This is a genomic window from Falsiroseomonas sp. RANM36 (assembly GCF_056682175.1).
Map to the genome: position 1 here is coordinate 522,246 of NZ_JBWXTD010000002.1, position 18,880 is coordinate 541,125.

Consider the following 18,880-nt stretch of genomic DNA (forward strand, 5'->3'; position numbering starts at 1 on the left):
CCACCACCAGCATCCCAAACATGACCCCCGGCATCACCGAGAGCCAACGTGAACCCCTTCACCAGAGGGGTCCCTTTTGGACGCCGATCACCCCTCTCAGGGGGGCCTTTTTCCACGCCGATTCACACGGGTAGCGCCGCATTCGTAAGCCGTGACGCGCTTTCAGGTGGTTGTTGCGCAAGCTGGCAAACGCTCCTGGCGCAACGCCAAGGCAGCGGCGTTTCGGAGACAGGCGAGTGTCGAAGGCGAAACACTGGTAAGCTTCAGTGAGACTGCCACATCATGACAAGCAATGAGTGCATGATGTGCTACGTGCCAATTCCCAAGTTCAAGTGCGACAAAGCCTGTGTAAAATAAGCGCATGTAAGAGCCGGGATTGCCAATATGCCAAATTCCGGTCGAGCCTATACTGTCTCTGATGTCTGACCGAAGAAGAGCAAGGAATCCTTCAAGGTCGTCCGTTTCGGAGAAAAACGGCAAGACGCGCCTCGCTACCGTGTTCATGGTGTCGGTCAGCACCGCCGCGTTCTTCGGCCCATGCAGATCGACGAACCACAGATTGGTCGCGGTTTTCACTTCGGGCTGAAAGATACCGCGTTCAACCCAAAGTCGAACCTGCCCGTCCAAATACGAACGCGGCCGGCGTTCGGTCCGACAACACGGACACTCCTGGGTGTCCTTGGGTGGGACAAATGGGAGGAAGCACCCAGCCTCAAGCGCAAATGAACCAAACGGTACATTCCACTTTTGGCAGACCGTCTTGCGGATCAGCTCAATTGTCAGCATGTCCCATTTGCGGTTGGTTCGGCGCCGCGCTGTCCTGCCCGACCATTGGAAGCCTGCTGCGGCTAGCTGTGCGTATAGCGGCTGGCCTAGCCAGTCCGGGATGCGTGTAAGCGTCGCCATGATCTACTTCGCTGGTCGCGACGAAAAAGTGCCGGTAATGGCGCCAGCCACGCCGCCCGCGGCTGCAGCGCTGCTTCTTGTCAGTGAATATACACCTTGATTGCTGACGCCCGGAAGGAACCGCTGCACCGCCGCGCCGCTACTCAGTAAGTCGTTGATGCGCGATACGTCGGTGTTCTGCCTAGTAAATACCCGCACGGGGTCGAGTTGAGCTTGCCGACTGAACTCGACGTAGTTTCTAATCTGCGCTGCATCGCGACTGCTGATTACGCCGACGTTCTTCGACTCCTCCAACACGTTACTCAGGACCCGATCAGGATAAAGCCGGCGTGCGCCAAGCTGAATGGAGACGCGCCCGCTTGCCCCGATGGCCTCCTCTCCGAGCGCGCCGACATATCGGCTCCGCGCGATGCCGGTGCCAGCCGCTGCGAGTTGGCGTGCCGTGTTCAGCCTAGACGCGATGCCTGCGCCGACGACCCCCAGCGCGGCGTCAGCCAAGGCGTTACGAAGCGTGTATTGTTGTCCGGTAACGGCGGCGATGCTGTAACCGATCGCCACGCTGCCGATTGCGCCGAATATGCCGAACTCGCCTGTTGGATCCACTGCATTCAGTGGATCGTTCTCCACGTAGGCGTAGAGGTTCAGGCCCCCCTCTGTTCCGATGGGGTCTGGCTGCATGAAGCGCCCGATGCCGGCCGCGTAGGCTCTGGCGCGCATGTCGTAGAGCGTGGCGGGCGCGGCCGGCTCCAGTCGCCGCCCGAGCCAGCGGAAACCGTCCTGTGCCGTCCCCGACCCGGGACCCGTCAGCCCGTAGGGCGTGTAGGTGTAGCGCTCCGCCGCCGCCGGCAGCATGCCCATGCCGTCGCTGCGCGCGATCACCGAGCCCTGCGCGTCGGCATGATGCCACACCCGCACCCGGCTCGCCGGCGTTCCCGTCACCGTCGCCAGCGGCTCGTCCAGCCCGGGGCCGGGCACATGCCGCGCCGCCAGCGTCCCCGGCGCCGCACCCGTGTATTCGGCGATCTCCTGCCCCATGGCGTAGAGGTAGTTCACCGTCGCCCCGCCCGCCGTGCGCGACGCCCGCCGTCCCTCCGCATCGTAGGCGTAGCTCACCACCGTCGAGCCCACCGTGAACCCCACCAGCCGGTTCTGCGCATCGTAGCGGTAGGTCGCCGCCCCGTCGCCGGTCAGGTTGCCGTTCGCGTCGTAGCTGAAGCTCGCCCCGCCGACCGAGGCATACTGGTTCATCTCGTTCGTGGCATAGGGCGTGACCGCCTGCACCGGCGGCACCGCCTGCCAGGCGGCGTCGCTGACCAGCCGGCCTGCCACTTCCGCCGCGCGGCGGGCTGCGCCAAGTAACGCCCATGCGCCCCCGCCATGCCGCCTGAGCCCGTGCCGGACCCCGCCGACCTCGCCCATATGCAGGCCGCGCTGGCGCTCGCGCGGCGGGGGCTGGGCAACACCTGGCCCAACCCGGCGGTCGGCTGCGTGATCGTGCGCGACGGCTCGGTGGTCGGCCGCGGCTGGACCCAGCCCGGCGGGCGCCCGCATGCGGAGACGGAGGCGCTGCGCAGGGCAGGGGCGCTCGCCCGCGGTGCCACCGCCTATGTCACGCTGGAGCCCTGTTCCCATCACGGCCGCACGCCTCCCTGCTGCGACGCGCTGATCGTCGCGGGTGTCGCCCGCGTGGTCTGCGCGCTCCGTGACCCCGACCATCGCGTGGACGGCCGCGGCTTCGCGCGGCTGCGGGAGGCCGGGATCGCGGTGGAGGAGGGGCTGTGCGCGGCCGAGGCGCGGGCCGTCACCGCCGGCTTCATCAAGCGCATCACCCAGGGCCTGCCGCTGGTCACGCTGAAGCTCGCCACCACGCTCGATGGCCGCATCGCCACCCAGGCCGGCGAGAGCAAATGGATCACCGGCCCCGAGGCCCGGCGGGAAGCCCATGCGCTGCGCGCCCGGCACGACGCGATCCTCGTCGGCTCCGGCACCGCGCTGGCGGACGATCCGGACCTCACCTGCCGCCTGCCCGGCGCCACGCCGCGCCAGCCGCTGCGGGTGGTGGCCGATGCCCGGCTGCGCACACCGGTCACGGCCCGGCTGGTCGCCACGGCGCGAGACACGCCGACCCTGATCGTCACCGCGCCCGGCCACCCTCCTTCCGTCCGCGCCCCCTACCAATCCGCCGGCGTCGAGCTGGCCACCGTGCCGCGGGCGAGGGAGGGGCTGGCGCTCCGCCCCCTGCTGGAAGCGCTGGCGCAGCGCGGCGTCACCCGCGTGCTGGCCGAGGGCGGCGCCGGGATCGCGGCGGGGCTGCTGCGGGAGGGGCTTGTCGATCGGCTCGCCTGGTTCCATGCCCCCGGCGTGATGGGGGGCGACGGGCTCCCGGCCGCCTATCCCCTGCCGGTGGACGCGCTGGCCGCCATGCCCAGATTCCGCCGGGTCGCCGCGCGCCCGCTCGGCGAGGATTGGCTGACCGAATTCGAGAGGGAGTGACGAAGGATGTTCACCGGGATCGTCACGGACCTCGGCACCGTGCGGGAGGTGCAGCCGATCGGCGGCGGCCAGGACCACCGGCTGATCATCGGCACCTCGCCCGCCTTCCTGGCCAATCCGCCGGTGGCGCTCGGCGCCTCCATCGCCTGTTCCGGCGTCTGCCTGACGGCGGTGGAACTCGGCGCCGACTGGTTCGCGGTGGAGGCCTCGGCCGAGACGCTCTCGAAGACCACGCTGGGCGGCTGGCAGGCGGGGACGCGGGTGAACCTGGAACGCTCGCTGAAGATGGGGGACGAGCTCGGCGGGCATCTCGTCGCCGGCCATGTGGACGGCGCGGGGGAGGTGGTCTCCGCCACGCCCGAGAACGGCTCCGTCCGCTGGCGTTTTCGCGCGCCGCGGGAGCTTGCGCCCTTCATCGCGCCCAAGGGGTCCATCGCCATCGACGGCGTCTCGCTGACGGTGAACGAGGTTGCGGGCGAGGAATTCGGGGTGAACATCATCCCGCACACCGCCACCATCACCACCTTCGGCATGCTGCAGCCCGGCAGCCGGGTGAATCTCGAGATCGACATGATGGCGCGCTACGTGGCCAGGCTTCGGGAGTACCAGCGGTGAAGGTCGAGACCACCCAGACCAGCTTCGCCGAGTTCCTCAGCCCCGCCGAGGAACTGCTGGAGGAAGCCCGGCGCGGGCGCATGTTCGTCCTGGTGGATGACGAGGACCGCGAGAACGAGGGCGACCTGGTCATTCCCGCGCAGTTCGCGACGCCGGACGCGATCAACTTCATGGCGCGCCACGCCCGCGGGCTGATCTGCCTGGCCATGACGCGCGCGCGGGTGGAGCAGCTCGGCCTGCCGCTGATGGCGCAGTCCAACGGCACGCGCCACCAGACCGCCTTCACGGTGTCCATCGAGGCGCGCGACGGCGTCACCACCGGCATTTCGGCGGCCGACCGCGCGCGCACCGTCGCGGTTGCGATCAACCCGGAGCTGGGGCGGGAGCACATCGTCACGCCGGGCCATGTCTTCCCGCTGGTGGCGCGGGACGGCGGCGTGCTGGTGCGGGCCGGGCACACGGAAGCCGCGGTGGATTTCGCGCGCATGGCCGGGCTCAACCCGGCCGGCGTCATCTGCGAGATCATGAACGATGACGGCACCATGGCCCGCATGCCGGACCTCGTCGCCTTCGCGCAGCATCACGGCCTGAAGCTCGGCACCATCGCCGACCTGATCGCGCATCGCCGCCGCACCGAACGCCTGGTGCGGCGCGTCGAGGAAGGCGCGATGGAAGGCGTGGGCGGCAGCTGGCGCGTGGTGGTCTATGCCTCCACCCTCGACCATGGCGAGCATCTGGCGCTGGTGAAGGGCGATCTCTCCCGGCCCGGCCCGGCGCTGGTGCGGATGCACGCGGCCTCCATGCTGCACGACCTCGTGGCGGGCCGCGCCGAGCATGAGCTGCACCGCGCCATGCGCCTGATCGAGGCGGAGGGCAGGGGCGTCGTGGTGCTGCTGCGCGACTGGCGGCCCGACGGTCTCTCGCAGGCGGTCCGTGCCGGGCGCGAGCGCCGCGCGACGGCGCCGGAACTCCGCGACTACGGCATCGGCGCGCAGATCCTCGCCGATCTGGGCTTGCGCGAGATCATCCGCCTGTCGGACAACCCCCGCCCCGTGGTCGGCCTGGAAGGCTATGGGCTGACCGTGGTCGAGAGCCGACCGATCCTGAAGGATTCCGCGTGAGCACGAAGGACTCTCCCCAACGCGACAGGGTTGCGCTCGAAGGCCCGGCGCCGCGCGTGCTGGTCATCCAGGCGCCCTACTATGCCGACGTCGTGGGCGGCATGCTGCGGGGCGCGCGCGGCGTGCTGGCGGAGGTGGGTGCAACCGTGGAGGTCGCCAACGTCGCCGGCGCCTTCGAGCTGCCGGCGGCGCTGCGCATGGCGCTGCGCATGGCGTTGCGCAACGATCGCTTCGAAGGCTTCCTGCTACTCGGCTGCGTCGTGCGCGGGGAGACCGACCACTACACCTTCATCTGCGAGGCGGTGTGCCAGGGCGTGATGGATCTTTCCGTCGAGACGGGCGCGCCGCTCGGCTTCGGCCTGCTGACGGTGGACACGATCGAGCAGGCCATCGCGCGCTCCCGCGACGACCGCATGAACAAGGGCGCCGAGGCGGCGCATGCGCTGGTGCAGCAGATCGCGCTGGCGCGGCGGTTCGCGTCGTGAGCGGCAAGGCGCAGATGCAGCGCGGCCGCCCGCGCACCGGCGCGCGCGTCGCCGCGGTGCAGGCGCTGTTCCAGTCCGAGCAGGCCGGCGAAAGCCCGGAGGCGGTGATCGAACAGTTCGTCCGCCATCGGCTCGGTCCCAATGAGGCCGAGGAGGGCTTCGGCGAAGGTCGCGTTCCGGAGGCCGATGTGCGGCTCTTCGCGAAGCTGGTCCGCGCCGCGGCGAGCAACATCGAGCCCATCGACGGCGCATTGGCCGAGGTGCTGGCGAAGGACTGGCCGCTCGAGAAGCTCGACCCCGTGCTGCGCGCCCTGCTGCGCGCCGCCGGCGCCGAGTTGATGCAGAAGAACGACCCGCCGATGCGCGTGGTGATCAACGAGTATCTCGACATCGCGCACGGCTTCTTCGCCGGCGACGAGCCGAAATTCGCCAATGGCGTGCTGGAGGCGCTGGCGCGGAAGTTCCGGGCGGATGAGTTCGCCCGGCCGGGCTGACGTGGCGCTCCCGCCCGAATTCGCCCTGATCGCGCGGCATTTCCGCCCCCTCGCCGGCGCCGGGGCGCTCGACCTGTCGGACGACGCCGCGCTGCTGGACCCGCCGGCCGGGCGCCAGCTTGTCCTCGCAGCCGATGCGATGGTCGCCGGCGTGCATTTCCTCCCCGACGACCCGCCGGACACCATCGGGCGCAAGCTCTTGCGGGTGAACCTGTCGGACCTCGCCGCCATGGGCGCGTCGCCGCTCGGCTACCTGATGACCTGCGCCTTTCCGCAGGGCACCGAGGATTCGTGGATCGCGCAGTTCGTCGCGGGCCTCGCGGCGGACCAGGCGGAATTCGGGCTCGCGGTGCTTGGGGGCGACACGGTGGGCACGCCGGGGCCCGCCACCTTCTCGCTGACCATCATCGGCACGGTCGAGCCCGGCGGCGCGCTGCGCCGCGCCGGCGCCCGGCCCGGCGACGAGGTCTGGGTCTCCGGCACCATCGGCGATGGCGCCCTCGGCCTGCTGGCGCTGACCGGCCGCCTGCCGCCCGACCCGCACCTCGCCCTGCGCTACCGCGTGCCGACGCCCCGCCTGGCGCTGGGCCAGTCGCTGGCGGGGATCGCCCGGGCGGCGATGGATGTCTCGGACGGGCTGGTGCAGGACCTCGGCCACCTCGCCCGCGCCGCCGGCTGCGCGGCAGTGATCGAGGCGCCGTCGGTGCCGCTTTCCGGTCCCGCGTGCGCGGCCCTGGCGGCGGACCCGGCCCTGCTGCCGCGCATCCTCGGTGGCGGCGACGACTACGAACTGCTCTTCGCCGCCGATCCGTCCGACGCCGCGCGCATCGAGGCGGCCGCGCGCGCAGCGCAGACCCCCGTTGCGCGCATCGGTCGTTTCCTGGACGGACAGGGCGTGATCGTGCTGGATGCCCGGGGGGAGGCGATCGCGCTGCCCCGCGGCGGATGGAGCCACTTCGCGTGAGCATCGCAGCAACCGGCCCGCAGGATGCCGCCGCCGAGAAGCGGATGAAGCTCGACGTCCTGCTGCTTTTCTTCTGCCAGGCCTCGATGAACGCCTCCATCGTCGGCCAGGTCGCGATGAGCGCGCTGATCGGCTACAGCCTGGCCGAGGACAAGGCGCTCGCAACCCTGCCTTTCGCGCTGCAGATGGTGGCCACCATGGCGGCCTCGATCCCTGCCGGCGTGATCTTCGCCCGACTCGGCCGGCGGGCCGGCTTCACGCTCGGCGCGATCGCGGCGCTGACCGGCACGCTGATCTTCGCCGCCGGGATCTGGCGGCACGATTTCTGGCTCTATGTGGCCGGCGGCCTGCCGGCCGGCATCGGCTTCGGCATCGCCCAGCACTATCGCTTCGCGGCCGCCGAGGTCGCCTCGCCCGCCTATCGCCCGCGCGCCATCGCGCTGGTCATGGCCGGCGGCGTGCTGGCCGCGATCTTCGGGCCGGAGATGGTGAAGCACAGCAAGGACATGGTGGCGCCCTTCCTGTTCCTCGGCACCTACCTGATCTTCGCCGCGCTGCCGCTGGTCTGCCTGGTGCTGCTGCATTTCGTGCGGCTGCCGCCGGCACCGGCCCGCCAGGCCAGCCCGACCCCGGTGATGGAGATCGTCCGCCGGCCCGCCTTCCTCACCGCCGCCGCGGCCGGCGCCATCGGCTATGGCGCGATGAACCTGGTCATGACCTCGACACCGCTCGAGATGATGGCCTGCGGCTTCGCGGTGACCGCCAGCGCCACCGTCATCCAGGCGCATGCGGTGGCGATGTTCGCGCCCGGCTTCTTCACCGGGCGGCTGATCGCGCGCTACGGCGCGCGGCGCATCGTCGCGGCCGGCGCCGCGCTCAACATCGCCTGCATCGCGGTGGCGGTGATGGGGCTGAGCTTCGGGCATTTCACGGTGGCGCTGGTGCTGCTCGGCCTCGGCTGGAACTTCATGTTTACCGGCGCCACCGCGCTGCTCGGCGAAAGCCACAGCCCGGCGGAGCGCGTCCGGGCGCAGGCGGCGAACGATTTCATCGTGTTCGGCACCGTGGCCTGCACGGCGCTGGCCTCCGGCGCGGTGCATGCCGGCTTCGGCTGGAACGTGCTGAACCTGGCGCTGCTGCCGGCCCTGGCGATCGCCTTGGTGCTGGTGCTGCGCAGCCGACCGGTGCCGCGCCTGGCGTAGCGCGCGGCTGTCGGCTCCGGCCGTTGCGCGCTACTGCCCGCTGCCGGGGCTGGAGACGCCCGGGCCGCGCTGCTGCTGCTGGCCCGGCACGCCGACGCGGCCGATATTGCCGAAGAGCTGCTGCAGCACGCTGCGCTCCGTCCCCGGGGAGGGCGTGACGCGGGACACCATCGCGATCTCCCGCCCGTCCTCTTCGCCCAGCCGGCGGACTTCCTGGACCGTTCCGGCCGGATCGAAGCGCACCACCACCACCGTCTGCTCGGTGACGCCGAGGCGGCGCGCCGGCCGCTGCCGGGTGATGGCGCTGATGTAGTACCACTCGCCGGGGTCGAAGGTGCCGCTGGCGGAAGGCGAGCCGAGCAGGGTCTCCACATCGTCGCGGGAGGAGACGCCGGGGGTGATCTGGCCGAGCTGCTCCTCGCTCACCGCGTGGCCGCGGAACTGGCGCGGCGATTCGAACAGGCCCGCGCCCGGCACGCCCGGCACCGCGGCGGTGGGAAGATAGGAGCAGCCGGCCAGCGCCAGGGCGGCGGCGGCCAGCACGGCGTGGCCCGGCCGAATGCGGCGGGGGCGCCCGGCCAGGGGCCCGAACGGCACGTTGACCATCCTGCGGTGGCGCTCCATGTGGGCCGCATGCCATTGCGCCGGCCGCCGGTCAATCCGCGCGGCGGCGCTGGCAAGGATCGCGGAGTTCCACCCATGGGCCTGCTCGGCCTCTTCACCCGCAAGCCGCATGAGAGGGCGGGTTTCGCACTCTATGGCGCGGCCGTGGAGGCGGCGCGCCAGCCGGTCTTCTTCGCCGATCTCGGCGTGCCCGACACGCTGGACGGCCGTTTCGACCTGGTGGCGCTGCATGCCGGCCTGCTGGTCTGCCGCATCGCGCGCGACCCCGACCCGCGGGCGAAGGACCTGGCCCAGGCCGTGTTCGACGCGATGTTCGCCGACATGGATGTAAACCTGCGGGAGATGGGGGTTGGCGACCTGGCCGTCGGCAAGCGGGTGAAGCGCATGTGGGAGGCGTTCCACGGCCGCTCCCAGGCCTATGACGCGGCGCTGCGCGCGGGCGACGCGGCCGGGCGCGCCGCGGCGCGGGCGCGCAACGTGGGGCGCGGCGAGCCGCCGGAGGGCGCGGCGGAGCGGCTGGCCGCGGTCGCGGTCGCGGCCGATGCGGCGATCGCCCGCATTCCCTTCGCCGATCTGGTTGCGGGGCGGGCGGATTTCCCCGCGGTGCCGGCATGACCGGCCCCGAATTCTCCCGCCTGGTCCGGCTGGTGCCGGAGCGCCGCGAGGTGGTGCTGGAAGCCGACGCGGCCGAGCGCGCGGCCCTGGCGGCGCGCTTCGGCATCCTCGGCATCGCGGCGCTGTCGGCACGGCTGCGGCTGGAGCCCGAGCCGGGCGGCGCGGGGCGCGCCCGCGGCCAGCTGGAGGCGGCGGTGGAGCAGGCCTGCGTCGTCACGCTGGAGCCGGTGGCGCAGCAGGTCTCGGCGCCGATCGACCTGCGGATCCTGCCGGACGGCGTGGAGCCCGCCGACGACGACCCCGACAGCCCGGACGAGATCGAGAGCGCCGGGGGGCAGGTGGACCTGGGCGAGGCGGTGGCCGAGCAGCTTGCCCTGGCGCTCGACCCCTATCCCCGCGCCCCCGGCGCCGTGCTGCCCGCGCTGGACGGGACGCCGGAGCCCGAGGCCGCGCCGCAACGGCCGAACCCCTTCGCCAAGCTTGCAAAGCTGCGCGAAGAATGATCTTTGCCCGGCCTCACCGGGTTGATGCTTGCGGCCCGAAGGGGGCGGTGCTACTGCGCGCGGCTCACTCAATCTTGCAGTTCGTTGAAGAGAAAGGCTCGGCGCCATGGCCGTCCCGAAGAAGAAGGTTTCGCCCTCCCGCCGTGGGATGCGCCGGAGCCACCACGCCCTCAGCGCCGCGGCGCATCACGAGTGCTCGAATTGCGGCGAGCTCAAGCGGCCGCACCATGTCTGCTCCCATTGCGGCCATTACGATGGGCGCGAGGTGGTGTCCGCCGAGAAGGCCAGCGGCGCCGTCCGCCTCTGAGCTGCGCATGAATCGCGCCGCACCGATGTGGCGGGGCGGACAGGGGAGTGCGGACGGTGCCTGACGACGTGGTGCCGCCGGCCACCTCCACCTTTTCCCTGGCGGTTGACGCCATGGGTGGGGACCATGCGCCGGAGGTCGTGCTCGACGGTCTCGAACTGGCGGCGGAGCGGCATCCCCATGCGCGGTTCCTGCTGGTCGGGGACGAGGCACGGCTCGGCGCGCTTCTGGCGCGTCGCAAGCGCGCCGCCAAGGCCTGCAGCGTGCGCCACGCTCCCGAGGCGATATCGGGCGACATGAAGCCGACCGCTGCGCTCAGGGTCCGCGGCTCCTCCATGCGGGTCGCGATCGACGCCGTCGCCGCGGGGGAGGCGGCCGGCATCGTCTCGGCGGGGAACACCGGCGCGCTGATGGCGCTCGCGAAGATCGTGGTGAAGACGCTGCCGGAGATCGACCGCCCGGCGCTGGCCGCCATCGGCCCCTCGGCGCGCGGCGACGTCGTGATGCTCGACCTCGGCGCCAACGTCCAGTGCGACGCGCGCAACCTCGTGGAATTCGCCGTGATGGGCGACGCCTTCGCGCGCTCCGTCCTCGGCCTGACCCGCCCGACCATCGGCCTGCTGAATGTCGGGTCTGAGGAGCTGAAGGGCGACGAGCGCGTGCGCCAGGCCGCCGAGACGCTGCGCGATTCGCTGTTCGGCGAGAATTTCCGCGGCTTCGTCGAAGGCCACGACATCGCCGCCGGCACGGTGGACGTGATCGTCACCGACGGGTTCACCGGCAATGTCGCGCTCAAGACCGGCGAGGGGGCGCTGAAGCTGATGCGCGACCTCCTGCGGCAGGTCTTCACCAGCTCGATCCCCGCGCGCGTCGGCTATCTGCTGGCGCGGCCCGCGCTGGATCGGCTTCGCGAGTGGATGGATCCGCGGCGCTACAACGGCGCGGTGCTGATCGGGCTGAACGGCGTCGTGGTGAAGAGCCATGGCGGCACCGATGCGCTGGGCTTCGCCCATGCGGTGGACGTCGCGATGGACATGGTGACGCATCGCTTCAACGACCGGATCCGCGAGGGGCTCGCCCGGCTGTCGCAGGCGGCGCCCCGGCTGACCGACGCGCCGCGCTGAAGGAGGCACCCATTCCCGCGTTGCGCGCCCTGGTCGCGGGCACCGGCGGCTACCTGCCGGCGCGGTCCCTCGACAACGACGAGCTGGCCGCCTGGAAGGGGCTCGACACCTCCGACGCCTGGATCCGCGAGCGGACCGGCATCCGCCGCCGCCACATCGCGGCCGAGGGCGAGGCCGCCTCCGACCTCGGCCTGCGGGCCGCGCTCGCGGCGCTCGCCCAGGCCGGCGCCGCCGTGGAGGAGGTGGACGCGATCCTGGTCGCGACCTCCACGCCCGATTCCGCCTTTCCCTCCACCGCCGCGCGCATCCAGGGCAAGCTCGGCGTCACGCGGGGCTTCGCCTTCGACCTGGCGGCGGCCTGCACCGGCTTCATCTACGCCCTGGGCGTGGCGGATGCGCTGATCCGCGCCGGCCAGGCGCGCGGCGTGCTGGTGATCGGCACGGAAGTCTATTCGCGCATCCTGGACTGGACCGACCGCGGCACCTGCGTGCTGTTCGGCGATGGCGCGGGGGCGGTGTTCCTGCGCGGCGTCGCGGCGGAGGAGACCGGCGGCCGTGGCCTGCTCTCCACGCACATGCATGCCGATGGCCGTTTCGGCGACATCCTGGTGGTGGATGGCGGGGCGGGCTCGACCGGCGGGACCGGCGTGGTGCGGATGGCCGGGCGCGAGGTCTTCAAGCATGCGGTGACCAAGCTCGCCGCCGCCGTGGACGAAGCCCTCGCGGCCAATGGTCTCGGCCATGCCGATGTCGCCTGGCTGGTGCCGCACCAGGCGAATCTCCGCATCATCGAGGCGATGGGCAAGAAGCTGCACCTGCCGCTGGAGCGCGTGGTGGTCACGGTGGACCGGCACGCCAACACCTCGGCGGCCTCGATCCCGCTGGCGCTGGCGGAGGCGACGCGGGACGGGCGCATCCGGCGCGGCGACCTGGTGCTGATGGAAGCCATCGGCGGCGGCCTGACCTGGGGCGCGACGCTCGCGCGGTTCTGACGGCGTCTGCGGCAGGAATTATTATTTTTCAAAGAGTTTTTGCGTTTCCCTCCATCGCCGCACGAGGCGGGGAGCGGGCGGTGCGAAGCGTGCAGTTGACGGCTGGCTCGCAGATCGGTTTTGTAACCGGTTGAAGGACTTGCGGCGACCCGCTGCGACCGTGGCAACCGCTGGGATGGTTCGCTCCATGAGGGCTTTCGGATGAAGACCATCACGCGCGCGAACCTTGCGGAGGCGATCTATGCGCAGGTCGGCCTCTCCCGCAACGAGAGCGCCGCGCTGCTCGAAACGGTGCTCGAGCGGATGTCGGCCGCGCTCGAGGCCGGCGAGGCCGTGAAGATCTCGGCCTTCGGCTCCTTCGTGGTGCGCCAGAAGGGCAAGCGCGTCGGACGCAACCCGAAGACGGGCATCGAGGTTCCGATCCTGCCGCGCAAGGTCCTGTCCTTCCGGCCGTCGCAGGTGCTGAAGGCCCGCCTCAACCCGGGCCAGACCTTCGGCCCCGACGACGACGCATGATCGGATGACGATGACCGAGGACATCGGCGCGGAGGAGGCCGAAGGCACGCGCGCCCGGCCGCGCAAGGCCCCGACCGCCTTTCGCACGATCAGCGAGGTGGCGGACGATCTTCAGATCCCGCAGCACGTGCTCCGCTTCTGGGAGACGAAGTTTCCTGCGCTGAAGCCGCTCAAGCGCGGCGGTGGGCGGCGGTATTACCGGCCGGAAGACATCGCCCTGCTGCGGCGGATCTCCGACCTGCTCTACACGCAAGGCTACACGATCAAGGGTGTGCAGCGCCTGCTGCGCGAGGGCGGCCTGGCCGAGGAGGGCACCCCGGAACTGCCGCTCGGCCAGCCCGACCGCGAGGAGGCCGAGCAAGACGAGGCGGAGGCCGCGACGCTCGCGCTTCGGGCCGCACTCGAGACGCTGGAGAAGCTGGCGGATGAACTGCGGGCGCTCGCCCTGCAGAGCTGACGGGATCCTCGCGGCAGGGTTGGCGGCGCGGGCCCGCGGATGCTATGCCCCGCCCAGTCGGAGCGTAGCGCAGCCTGGTAGCGCATCAGTCTGGGGGACTGGGGGTCGTGGGTTCAAATCCCGCCGCTCCGACCATCCGCGACCATGCGACGGTCTCGATTGGCACCCGAACCGTCTCGGTCGCGCCAAGGGCGGGGCACCCGCCGGATTGGGATACAGGTTCGGGGTACCGACATCCGTCCGCGGTGCCTAAGACCGATCCACGCGGGACATCCGGGGGGATCGGTGCATGGGAGCGTGGGAGCAGGACTGGGCCGCCGGCGCCGCGCTCACCGTCGCGACGGTCATCGTCCATGTCGTCGGCCTGGGACTGATCCACCGCATCTTCCTGTGGCTCCGCGGATGGCTGCGTGGAGACCTGCAGCACAACGCGGTCCGCTTCGGGCTGATCCTGCCGCCGACGGTCGCGGCCATCTTCGTGCTGCATGCGCTGGAAGTTCTCGGCTGGTCCGCCGCCTATCTGCAACTGGGCGCGTCGGAAAGCTGGCGCAGCGCGGTGATCTATTCGATGGGCGCCTTCTCCACCTATGGCCATGCGGGCGTCTATCTGGCGCCGGCCTGGCAGCTGCTCGGCGCGATCCAGGCGCTGAACGGGATGCTGATCTTCGGCCTGTCGATCGCCTTCCTCGCCGCCGTCATCCGGCAGACCTGGACCTCGGCGCCGCTTTAGGCCGGCGCCGGCCAGGATGCTCCGCGGCGCCCGGCGGTGCGCGCCATCCCCGCCAGGCTCGCCGCGATGGAATCGGACAGCGCGCCGAGGGCGGCGCTGGCGGCCGCCACGAACGCCGCCGTGTCCCCGCCCGATACCGGCGCCGTCACGCTTTCGCCGCGCGCGAGCTCGCGGCGCGACGCCGCGCGCTGGGCGATCGCCACCTGCGCCGCCAGCGTGAGGATGGCCGGGCTGGTGAGGCCGAGCCGCTGCACATTCACCTCCAGCACGGCATCGGCCGGGGAGGAGATGGCGCCGCCCGTCGCCACCACGCTCGTGCCCGGCAGGCGTTGCGCCAGGTTCTCGACCAGCACGCGGGTCAGCATCGCGTCGAGTGATTCGGCCCACCAGTCATTGCCCGAGACCTCCAGCCGGTATTCGGCCGCGGAGCGGACGATCTGCGTCCGGTCGAGATAGCGCGCCAGCGAGACCTCGCGCACCGAGACGCTGCGCGGGCCACCGCGCAACGGCGTGCCGGGCACGGGCAGGAGCGTGTAGAGGTTCGGCTCGGCCGAGCGGCATCCGGCCAGCGCGGCGAGCGCCCCGAGCGCGGCGTGGCGACGGCGGAGAAGCATCGCCTCAGGGTCCCTGCGTGGCCCGGCCGCGGATCAGCGCCTCCGGGTTGCGGTTGAGCTGGTCCGCAAGGCTGCGCAGCGAGCGCGCCGCGACGGTGATCTGCTCCAGCATCCGGTCCAGGTCGCGGCGGAACTGCGATTCGTCGCCATAGCCGCGGTTGGCCGAGAGCATCAGCCGGTTCGCCTGCGTCGCCGCGGCGTTCAGGCTGTTCACGAGCTGCGGCAGCGTACGCAGCGCCGGCGCGGCGGCGGTGTCGATGCGGCGCAGCGTCTCCTCGGCGGTGGCCAGCGTGCCCTGGAGCGAGGCGATGGCGGCCTGCAGCTCCGGCCCGCGCACCAGCGTGTTGATCCCGGCGATCGTCTCGTTGAGGTTGTCGCCGATCTGCTGCAGCGGCAGGCCCTCGATGCGCGCGATCACCTGGTTCACGCCGTCGAGGATGGAGGCGAACTGGCCGGGCGCGCTCGGCATGACGATGACGCCGTCCACCATCTGCACCTCCGCGGGCGCCGCGTTCGCCACGATCTCCATCGAGATCAGCTGCTGGCCGGTGAGGAGGTTCGCGCTCGCCAGCCGCGCGCGCATGCCCTGGCGCACCAGCATCTGCGCGTTCTCGAGCGGGCCGCGGCCCTCCGCCGTGTCGGATCCCGCGATGCGCTCGGGCTCGATCTCGTAGCGGACGGGGATGCGCAGGCTGTTGGTCGCGGGGTCATAGACCAGCTCGTAGCCGGTGACCTCGCCGATGCGCACGCCCTGGAACTGCACCGGCGCGCCGGGGGCGAGGCCGCTGACGGAATCCGTGAAGTAGGAGACCAGCGGGATGCGCCGCTGGCTTCCGGCGCTGCGTGCGGCATCCTGGCTCGCATAGAGCGGGAAGATCTGTGCCGGCGAGACGCCCGCCCCCTCCCGCGCGCGTTCCGACGTCTCGAAGGCGATGCCGCCGAGGACGAGGGCGCGCAGCGATTCCAGCTGCAGCTGCACGCCCTCCGCCCCGAGCTTCAGCGCGACGCCGGAGGCGTTCCAGAAGCGCGTGCCCTCGCGCACATAGCGGTCGAAGGGCGCGCGGATGAAGGCGTGGATGGTGACATGCTCGGCCATGTCCGAGAGGTCCCAGCCGAGCACCTGGCCGACGGTGAGGTCGCGGAAGAACACCGGCGAGCCGAGGCTGATCGAGCCCAGCCGGTCGGCGCGCAGCAGCACAGTGCGGCCTGGTGCGTCGGAATCGAGCAGCGGCGGATCCTCGAGCCCGGTGAAGTTGCGCGCGGCCTCGGCCCCCGTCGTGCCGGGCGCAAGCTGGATGTAGGAGCCCGACAGCAGCGTGCTGAGCCCGGAGATGGTGCCGGCGAAGAGCCGCGGCTTCACCACCCAGAACCGCGCATCGCGGGTCAGCAGCGGCTCGGCTTCGCGGTTCATGCGGATGGTCACCTCCACCCGCTGCCGATCCTCCGACAACGCGATGCCCTGCACGGTGCCGACCGGCACGTCCAGCAGGCGCACCTGCGACTGGCCGACCGTCAGCCCCTCCGCGCTGCGGAAGGTGACGGTGATGCTGGGCCCGCGGCGGGCGAATTCGTGCCAGACGAGATAGCCGGCGATCAGCACCGTCACGATCGGGATCGCCCAGATCGGCGACAGCCGGCTGCTGCGCCCGGTGCGGGCACGGACGACCGCTTCCGGGTGCGGGCTGTCGTTCATCGGTGCGCGTCCGCCTCTTGCCGGTCGGGGTTCTCGCCGGCGGCGTCCCACATCAGCCGCGGGTCGAAACTCTCGGCCGCGATCATCGTCAGGATGACGACGCCGCAGAACGCCACGGCGCCATAGCCGGGCTGGATGCTGACCACCGCGCCGAACCGCACCAGCGCCACCAGGATCGTCTCCATGAAGATGTCGATCATGGACCAGCGGCCGATCGCGTTCACCACGAAATAGAGCCGGGTGCGGTCGCGCAGACGGCCCCGCCAGCCGGCCTGGGTGGAGCCGAGCAGCAGGCCGAGCCCGAGCACCTTGAGCAGCGGCACGGCGACGGAGGCGAAGAACACCAGCAGCGCGAGCGGCAGCAGGCCGGCATCGAGCAGTTCCACCACGCCGCCGAGGATGGTGCTGGGCTGGCCGGAGCCGAGCTGGATGAAGGCCAGCACCGGGAAGTAGTTGGCGGGAATGTAGAGGATGGCGGCGGCGATCAGCAGCGCCCAGGCGCGGCCGACGGCGTTCGGCTTGCGCGCATGCAGCCGGCTGCCGCAGCGCGGGCAATGCGCGTCATGCTCGTGCGGCAGGCCGACCAGGCCGCAGGTGTGGCAGGAGACGGCGCCGTGCTCGGGGCGCAGCAGGATGCCGGCCGCGTGATCGATCTCGCCATGCGGCACGCCGCGGCGCTCCATCTCCTCCCACACGGCCTGGCGGTCCAGCACGGCCTCGGCGGCGATCATGGTCAGCATCAGGATGAACAGCGCATAGAGCGCGACGCCGAGCTCGATATGCACGAGGTCCACGAGCTTGGTGTAGGCGACGGCGACGCCGAGCAGGAACACCTCGATCATGGACCAGGGGCGGAGGTGCTCGACCAGGGCGTAGACGCGGCGGATGTGGCGCGGCGGGCGCGCGAGGCGGAGCCCGGCCAGCACATAGACCATGGCGAGGAGCTTCAGCACGGGCGCGACGACGGTGGTGAACAGCACCACGACCGTCAGCTCCCACAGGCCGTCGCGGCCCATGTCCACCGGGCCGGTGAAGAGCGACGCGTCGCGGACCATGCCCGCGGTGCTGACCGTCATCAGCGTCATCACGCAGGCGATGGCGAAGATGGACAGCGCCGCGATGTTCAGCGCGAGCGCGCGGCCGAGCGGCTCCACCACGGCGCGCCGCAGGCGGCTGCCGCAGCGCAGGCAGGTCGCGCTCTGGCCCGGCAGCAGGGAGGGCAGCGTCTGGAACAGCCCGCAGCTGGCGCATTCGCAGAGCCGCGCGGGGGTGCGCCAGGCCTCGGCCTGCACGGCGGGACCCGCGGCGGGGGAATCGGCGATCAGCATGAGCGGATGCCCTTGGTGGCGCAGGCAGCCTGCCGGGCGGGCGATCGCAGGGATGGCACGCGGCCGGACCTCCTTGCCGGGCCGGTGCCGCTCCCTCGCGACGCCCCGGGCCCGTTCAGTTGTAGTAGTTGTTCACCACCGTCGTCGGCTGGCCGTAGTGGTAGACGGAACTCGCGGCGGCGCTCGCGCTGGCGGCTCCGACTGCCGCACCCGCCGCGGCGCCGGCGGCGAAGGCGCCCACCGGATGCCACGGATGGTAGTAGGGCACCGGCGCCACCGGCACGGGAGCCCGATAGTAGCCACCGTAATGATACCCGGAATAGCCGTGCACATAGGTCGCGCCGCCATAGCCCGGGTGATAGGCGCTGCCCCAGCGATAGCCCGTGCCGGTGCCCCCGGCATGCCAGGCGGTGCCCCAGCGCGTGACGCCGCCGGCGTGCCAGTAGGCCCCGGCGGGCGGGATGGCGAGCAGGCCGCCGAGGGCCGTCGCGATCAGGATCCTGCGCATGCGCCTGTCTCCGTCGGGCTGGGGTCAGCGGTCCTGCAGGCCGTGGTCCTGCAGCAGCTTGCGCCAGTCGGCCAGGCTGCGCTCGCAGAAGGACCGGTCCACCTCATGCGAGGCGCCGGCACCGAAGGAACTCGCGAAGCGGAAGGCGGCATTCGCGCCCATCTCCGCGACGAGGATGCCGTTGAAGGCGAGCAGCCGGCGCTGCGCAACCTCCCGCTCCGGCTCCGGCAGGCACTGGAAGGCGTGGCCGGCCATCAGGCCGAGATTGATCAGGCCGCGGTCCATCGTCTCGACCGTCGGCGGGCCGGGCGGCGGGGCAGGGGCCTGCGCCCGTGCCGGCACTGCCGCCGAAACCGCGAGGAGGGCCAGGCCCAGCAGGGGCATGCGCATCGTGGCTCGTCTCCGGATGCCGGGCGGCCGCCGGGGCCGCGCGTCTCGCTCCGCAGGCTAGGCGGGGCGAGGCGGGGCTGCGGAGGCCAAACGCTATCCGTTTTGGGTGAAGCGCGTCGCCGCGCGGCCGGGGCGCGGGGGCGGGGCGGCGCGATGCAGCCCGGCTGCAGCGGGAGAGATGGGATGGCTGGACCCGGCC

General features: G+C 71.5%; 22 protein-coding genes, 1 tRNA gene and 1 pseudogene. 16 read left to right on the plus strand and 8 right to left on the minus strand.

Features of this window, described 5'->3' with window-relative positions; genetic code table 11:
• Positions 1-162 precede the first annotated feature (162 nt).
• Together AC1MIR_RS03345 and AC1MIR_RS03350 are read right to left on the minus strand one after the other, a co-directional pair.
• Entirely contained in the window at positions 163-906 is a 744-nt protein-coding gene (locus AC1MIR_RS03345; protein WP_480026766.1) for a hypothetical protein, read from the minus strand.
• 3 nt (positions 907-909) lie between these two features.
• Entirely contained in the window at positions 910-2,325 is a 1,416-nt protein-coding gene (locus tag AC1MIR_RS03350; protein WP_480026767.1) for an RHS repeat-associated core domain-containing protein, read from the minus strand.
• Here AC1MIR_RS03350 and ribD point away from each other — a divergent pair.
• Genes ribD through AC1MIR_RS03385 form a run of 7 tightly spaced genes read left to right on the plus strand, consistent with a single transcriptional unit; the run spans position 2,284 to position 8,280 of the window.
• The gene (ribD, locus tag AC1MIR_RS03355; protein ID WP_480026768.1) at positions 2,284-3,399 is read left to right on the plus strand and encodes a bifunctional diaminohydroxyphosphoribosylaminopyrimidine deaminase/5-amino-6-(5-phosphoribosylamino)uracil reductase RibD; all 1,116 of its coding nucleotides are present in this window, start codon (positions 2,284-2,286) and stop codon (positions 3,397-3,399) included. The two genes, AC1MIR_RS03350 and ribD, sit on opposite strands and share 42 nt — an antisense overlap.
• 6 nt (positions 3,400-3,405) lie before the next feature.
• Positions 3,406-4,014, plus strand: a complete 609-nt coding sequence (locus tag AC1MIR_RS03360) for a riboflavin synthase (protein ID WP_480026769.1) — start codon at positions 3,406-3,408, stop codon at positions 4,012-4,014.
• Positions 4,011-5,135, plus strand: a complete 1,125-nt coding sequence (gene ribB, locus AC1MIR_RS03365; protein ID WP_480026770.1) for a 3,4-dihydroxy-2-butanone-4-phosphate synthase — start codon at positions 4,011-4,013, stop codon at positions 5,133-5,135. Before AC1MIR_RS03360 ends, ribB begins: the two co-directional genes overlap by 4 nt.
• A complete protein-coding gene (ribH, locus tag AC1MIR_RS03370; protein ID WP_480026771.1) occupies positions 5,132-5,620 on the plus strand; it encodes a 6,7-dimethyl-8-ribityllumazine synthase in 489 nt (162 codons plus the stop codon). The genes ribB and ribH overlap by 4 nt, the downstream gene beginning before the upstream one ends.
• A gap of 14 nt (positions 5,621-5,634) precedes the next feature.
• Entirely contained in the window at positions 5,635-6,114 is a 480-nt protein-coding gene (nusB, locus tag AC1MIR_RS03375; RefSeq protein WP_480027048.1) for a transcription antitermination factor NusB, read from the plus strand.
• Positions 6,092-7,078: a thiamine-phosphate kinase gene (gene thiL / locus AC1MIR_RS03380; RefSeq protein WP_480026772.1), complete on the plus strand. Its 987-nt coding sequence runs from the start codon at positions 6,092-6,094 to the stop codon at positions 7,076-7,078. Before nusB ends, thiL begins: the two co-directional genes overlap by 23 nt.
• Positions 7,075-8,280, plus strand: a complete 1,206-nt coding sequence (locus AC1MIR_RS03385) for an MFS transporter (protein WP_480026773.1) — start codon at positions 7,075-7,077, stop codon at positions 8,278-8,280. The genes thiL and AC1MIR_RS03385 overlap by 4 nt, the downstream gene beginning before the upstream one ends.
• 30 nt (positions 8,281-8,310) lie before the next feature.
• Here the strand turns inward: AC1MIR_RS03385 and AC1MIR_RS03390 are convergent, their stop codons facing one another.
• A complete protein-coding gene (locus AC1MIR_RS03390) occupies positions 8,311-8,877 on the minus strand; it encodes an outer membrane protein assembly factor BamE (protein WP_480026774.1) in 567 nt (188 codons plus the stop codon).
• 102 nt (positions 8,878-8,979) lie between these two features.
• On the opposite strand from AC1MIR_RS03390, the gene AC1MIR_RS03395 reads away from it, so the two are divergent.
• From AC1MIR_RS03395 to AC1MIR_RS03435, 9 genes and pseudogenes are all read left to right on the plus strand, one after another.
• A complete protein-coding gene (locus AC1MIR_RS03395; RefSeq protein WP_480026775.1) occupies positions 8,980-9,519 on the plus strand; it encodes a ubiquinol-cytochrome C chaperone family protein in 540 nt (179 codons plus the stop codon).
• A complete protein-coding gene (locus AC1MIR_RS03400; RefSeq protein ID WP_480026776.1) occupies positions 9,516-10,022 on the plus strand; it encodes a YceD family protein in 507 nt (168 codons plus the stop codon). Before AC1MIR_RS03395 ends, AC1MIR_RS03400 begins: the two co-directional genes overlap by 4 nt.
• 106 nt (positions 10,023-10,128) lie before the next feature.
• Positions 10,129-10,329 carry a 50S ribosomal protein L32 gene (gene rpmF, locus AC1MIR_RS03405; protein ID WP_480026777.1) on the plus strand — a complete coding sequence of 67 codons (201 nt, stop codon included), beginning with the start codon at positions 10,129-10,131 and terminating at the stop codon, positions 10,327-10,329.
• 56 nt (positions 10,330-10,385) lie between these two features.
• On the plus strand, positions 10,386-11,453 hold the full coding sequence (gene plsX, locus AC1MIR_RS03410) for a phosphate acyltransferase PlsX (protein ID WP_480026778.1): 1,068 nt from the start codon (positions 10,386-10,388) through the stop codon (positions 11,451-11,453).
• A gap of 11 nt (positions 11,454-11,464) precedes the next feature.
• A complete protein-coding gene (locus AC1MIR_RS03415; protein ID WP_480027049.1) occupies positions 11,465-12,445 on the plus strand; it encodes a beta-ketoacyl-ACP synthase III in 981 nt (326 codons plus the stop codon).
• Between the two features lie 201 nt (positions 12,446-12,646).
• Positions 12,647-12,961, plus strand: a complete 315-nt coding sequence (locus AC1MIR_RS03420; protein WP_480026779.1) for an integration host factor subunit alpha — start codon at positions 12,647-12,649, stop codon at positions 12,959-12,961.
• 4 nt (positions 12,962-12,965) lie between these two features.
• Positions 12,966-13,260: pseudogene (locus AC1MIR_RS03425) on the plus strand (MerR family transcriptional regulator); the annotation flags it as partial.
• Positions 13,261-13,476: 216 nt separating this feature from the next.
• Positions 13,477-13,553, plus strand: a tRNA-Pro gene (locus tag AC1MIR_RS03430).
• Positions 13,554-13,707: 154 nt separating this feature from the next.
• Positions 13,708-14,148 carry a hypothetical protein gene (locus AC1MIR_RS03435; RefSeq protein ID WP_480026780.1) on the plus strand — a complete coding sequence of 147 codons (441 nt, stop codon included), beginning with the start codon at positions 13,708-13,710 and terminating at the stop codon, positions 14,146-14,148.
• Here AC1MIR_RS03435 and AC1MIR_RS03440 read toward each other — a convergent pair.
• From AC1MIR_RS03440 to AC1MIR_RS03460, 5 genes are all read right to left on the minus strand, one after another.
• A complete protein-coding gene (locus AC1MIR_RS03440; RefSeq protein WP_480026781.1) occupies positions 14,145-14,762 on the minus strand; it encodes a PqiC family protein in 618 nt (205 codons plus the stop codon). The genes AC1MIR_RS03435 and AC1MIR_RS03440 overlap by 4 nt on opposite strands.
• Before the next feature lie 4 nt (positions 14,763-14,766).
• A complete protein-coding gene (locus AC1MIR_RS03445) occupies positions 14,767-16,455 on the minus strand; it encodes a PqiB family protein (RefSeq protein WP_480026782.1) in 1,689 nt (562 codons plus the stop codon).
• On the minus strand, positions 16,452-17,783 hold the full coding sequence (locus AC1MIR_RS03450; RefSeq protein ID WP_480026783.1) for a paraquat-inducible protein A: 1,332 nt from the start codon (positions 17,781-17,783) through the stop codon (positions 16,452-16,454). The genes AC1MIR_RS03445 and AC1MIR_RS03450 overlap by 4 nt, the downstream gene beginning before the upstream one ends.
• A 115-nt stretch (positions 17,784-17,898) precedes the next feature.
• Positions 17,899-18,291, minus strand: coding sequence for a hypothetical protein (locus tag AC1MIR_RS03455; RefSeq protein ID WP_480026784.1), 393 nt, complete (start codon positions 18,289-18,291; stop codon positions 17,899-17,901).
• Between the two features lie 24 nt (positions 18,292-18,315).
• On the minus strand, positions 18,316-18,681 hold the full coding sequence (locus AC1MIR_RS03460; protein ID WP_480026785.1) for a hypothetical protein: 366 nt from the start codon (positions 18,679-18,681) through the stop codon (positions 18,316-18,318).
• Between the last annotated feature and the right edge of the window lie 199 nt (positions 18,682-18,880).

Coding starts and splice junctions, on each gene's coding strand:
- AC1MIR_RS03435 (WP_480026780.1), top strand. CDS start 13,708: ATGGGAGCGTGGGAGCAGGACTGGGCCGCCGGCGCCGCGCTCACCGTC.
- AC1MIR_RS03455 (WP_480026784.1), bottom strand. CDS start 18,291: ATGCGCAGGATCCTGATCGCGACGGCCCTCGGCGGCCTGCTCGCCATC.
- AC1MIR_RS03440 (WP_480026781.1), bottom strand. CDS start 14,762: ATGCTTCTCCGCCGTCGCCACGCCGCGCTCGGGGCGCTCGCCGCGCTG.
- AC1MIR_RS03400 (WP_480026776.1), top strand. CDS start 9,516: ATGACCGGCCCCGAATTCTCCCGCCTGGTCCGGCTGGTGCCGGAGCGC.
- AC1MIR_RS03350 (WP_480026767.1), bottom strand. CDS start 2,325: ATGGGCGAGGTCGGCGGGGTCCGGCACGGGCTCAGGCGGCATGGCGGG.
- AC1MIR_RS03420 (WP_480026779.1), top strand. CDS start 12,647: ATGAAGACCATCACGCGCGCGAACCTTGCGGAGGCGATCTATGCGCAG.
- AC1MIR_RS03460 (WP_480026785.1), bottom strand. CDS start 18,681: ATGCGCATGCCCCTGCTGGGCCTGGCCCTCCTCGCGGTTTCGGCGGCA.
- AC1MIR_RS03450 (WP_480026783.1), bottom strand. CDS start 17,783: ATGCTGATCGCCGATTCCCCCGCCGCGGGTCCCGCCGTGCAGGCCGAG.
- rpmF (WP_480026777.1), top strand. CDS start 10,129: ATGGCCGTCCCGAAGAAGAAGGTTTCGCCCTCCCGCCGTGGGATGCGC.
- AC1MIR_RS03445 (WP_480026782.1), bottom strand. CDS start 16,455: ATGAACGACAGCCCGCACCCGGAAGCGGTCGTCCGTGCCCGCACCGGG.
- thiL (WP_480026772.1), top strand. CDS start 6,092: ATGAGTTCGCCCGGCCGGGCTGACGTGGCGCTCCCGCCCGAATTCGCC.
- ribD (WP_480026768.1), top strand. CDS start 2,284: ATGCCGCCTGAGCCCGTGCCGGACCCCGCCGACCTCGCCCATATGCAG.
- nusB (WP_480027048.1), top strand. CDS start 5,635: ATGCAGCGCGGCCGCCCGCGCACCGGCGCGCGCGTCGCCGCGGTGCAG.
- AC1MIR_RS03345 (WP_480026766.1), bottom strand. CDS start 906: ATGGCGACGCTTACACGCATCCCGGACTGGCTAGGCCAGCCGCTATAC.
- AC1MIR_RS03360 (WP_480026769.1), top strand. CDS start 3,406: ATGTTCACCGGGATCGTCACGGACCTCGGCACCGTGCGGGAGGTGCAG.
- AC1MIR_RS03395 (WP_480026775.1), top strand. CDS start 8,980: ATGGGCCTGCTCGGCCTCTTCACCCGCAAGCCGCATGAGAGGGCGGGT.